The sequence below is a fragment of the Enterococcus sp. DIV0755b genome, assembly GCF_051713765.1.
Taxonomy (GTDB): domain Bacteria; phylum Bacillota; class Bacilli; order Lactobacillales; family Enterococcaceae; genus Enterococcus_C; species Enterococcus_C canintestini.
The window spans coordinates 1-2,204 of sequence record NZ_JBIOQN010000006.1 but is presented as its reverse complement, the minus strand read 5'-3'; the positions used below and the strand labels follow the sequence as shown (position 1 = coordinate 2,204).

Annotated in this window: 3 protein-coding genes; all 3 read left to right on the top strand. The window is 35.4% G+C overall.

Annotated elements, in window-relative coordinates:
- Positions 1 to 1,067 precede the first annotated feature (1,067 nt).
- Entirely contained in the window at positions 1,068 to 1,238 is a 171-nt protein-coding gene (locus IGI65_RS14145; protein ID WP_067396493.1) for a transcriptional regulator, read from the top strand.
- Between the two features lie 74 nt (positions 1,239 to 1,312).
- Positions 1,313 to 2,011, top strand: coding sequence for a Rep family protein (locus tag IGI65_RS14140; protein ID WP_067396491.1), 699 nt, complete (start codon positions 1,313 to 1,315; stop codon positions 2,009 to 2,011).
- 2 nt (positions 2,012 to 2,013) lie between these two features.
- On the top strand, positions 2,014 to 2,204 hold a 191-nt coding region (locus IGI65_RS14135; RefSeq protein WP_438774494.1), incomplete at its 3' end, for a hypothetical protein.

Genomic DNA, 2,204 nt, shown 5'->3' with positions numbered 1-2,204 from the left:
AATTGCTAAGGAAAATCAAAAACTTCTTATTGCGTTAAAAGAACAACAAGAAATAACAAATATTCTGGCAAAAACATTGCTAAAAATTAATAGTTAATTGAGTGAATAAAATCGGCTTCTGCATTGTTATGTAAGTAAAAAAAGTGAAAAATTCTGACCATTTTATCTCATAAGAGGGTTATAACCCACGTTGAGATAAAATGGTCAGAATTTTTCACTCCCTTGAAACGTTGATATAACAATGCAGAAGCCGATTTTATTTTTCTGAGTCATTCACACCCTAAATCACACCTTAAATACCATGGTAAATTACATGGTATTTCACACCTTAAAATACATTTTAAAGAGTAAAGGTAAAATAAAATATTTTATCTCTGTTCATTAGCTGGTTTCATTTTTTGTCTATTTGATTTTGTTGAAACGTTAAATAACATATCAAAGAAAGACACGGTCGCTTGGCAGCGACTGACACAGAAAGATACGTATTTCTCGCAAGCCTTTATTTGCGTTTTAAGCTTGTTTGGGGCGAGAAGGGTAAGATAAGGCGCAGTCCATGGTAAATCGAGCTAGAAGGTCTTAGAGAGCCTGTGAAGGCCTCTTAGAGCTTCTGAGAGGCTTTAAGGAATGGACGGCTAAGAACAAGACCTCACGCTCTTGTTTGTCCCAACACATTGTTGGGGACGCCTCCACGTGGCGAACGTGTAAAGAGTCCAGAGGATTATCCTCTGGTGGGTTTGGGCAACGCCCAAGGTTTTGATTTTTGCCGAGCGGTAGCGCTGGAAAATTTTTGAAAAAAATTTGGAATTTGGGACAACTGAGGGGGGCGAGGAAGCGAATTTTGCTTCCGTACTACGACCCCCCTTATAGTGCCGAGTGCCAAATTTTAAGTTTAGGGCCTTTCAAGCTTACTCTCCCAAGGGATAAGGGCGTGTCTAGGTGTCCCAACAAAATCCCAACAAAATCCCAACAAAATCCCAACAACTTGTTTTTATATATAGTTGAACATATGTGTATATAGTTGTATAATGATGTAGAATTTCTGATGAAAAGAACGAGGAGTGGAATCTATGGCTAGGGAAAATAAAGATACGGAATTTCAAGTTGTTACTATTCGTGTACCGAAAAAATTGTACGCTGAATACAAAGAAATTCTTCAAAAAGAAGGTAAAATCGTAACTTATGATGTCCGAAATTATATGCAAAGTGTAGTTGAAGAAAACAAGAAAGGGGAAAAATAAGCATAAAAAAAGAGCGTCCTGGCAAAAGACCGCTCTGTGCAAAAATGCTTTATTTTCTAAGGGTATTATACTATATGGCTACTGACAAAACAAAGGTTAAAGCTAGAAATTTCGCATTTATCATCTATCCTGAAAGTATTCCTGAAGATTGGGAATACTGTCTATCTAAGTTGGGTATTCCTATGGCTGTTAGTCCATTGCATGATTTGGATGAAACAGAACGTAAATTTGAAGATATGCCTGAAAATGAAAAGGTTATTGTTAGAAATGGTGGTAAAGTTTTCAAAAAACCGCATTATCATGTGTTGTATATTGCGAGAAACCCTGTGACTGCTGAAAGTGTAAGAATAAAGTTAAAGCGCGTATTAGGTAATAACTCTATTTCTCATATTGAAATCGTTGATAGTGTTGAGTATTATTTTCAATATTTAACGCATGAAAGTTCTGATGCTGTTAAGAAGAATAAGCATAGATACGATAAAAAAGACATTGTTTATATCAATGACTTTGATATAGATCGATATGTGACTCTTGATGAAAGTGAAAAACGTGAACTGGCAAACTTGATTTTTGCTCTTGTTCGTAAGTATCAACTTGAAAATATTATTGACCTGTATGAATTTGTAGAAGCACGTGGAGATGATTATGGGCTTCCTAGTATGAATCAAATTAATGATGTTGTTTCGGCTAAATCAGGGCTTCTGCGTCTGTATTTTGATGGGAACTATCAAAGACGTAAAAGAGGCGTTAATGCTGTTTGGAAGGAGCTATAAAGATGATTGATAGAGAAATGCAACGAGTAGAACGAGAGAATATAAAAAATAATATTTCGCTTTATATGAAATATAAAACGAAAAACAGATTAAAGAAGTTAGCGCTTGAAACTGGTATGAGTCAAGGGCTTGTGATAGAAATGTTGCTTGAAAAATACGATGAAAAAGAAAAGCAGGATAATGAATTGTTGAA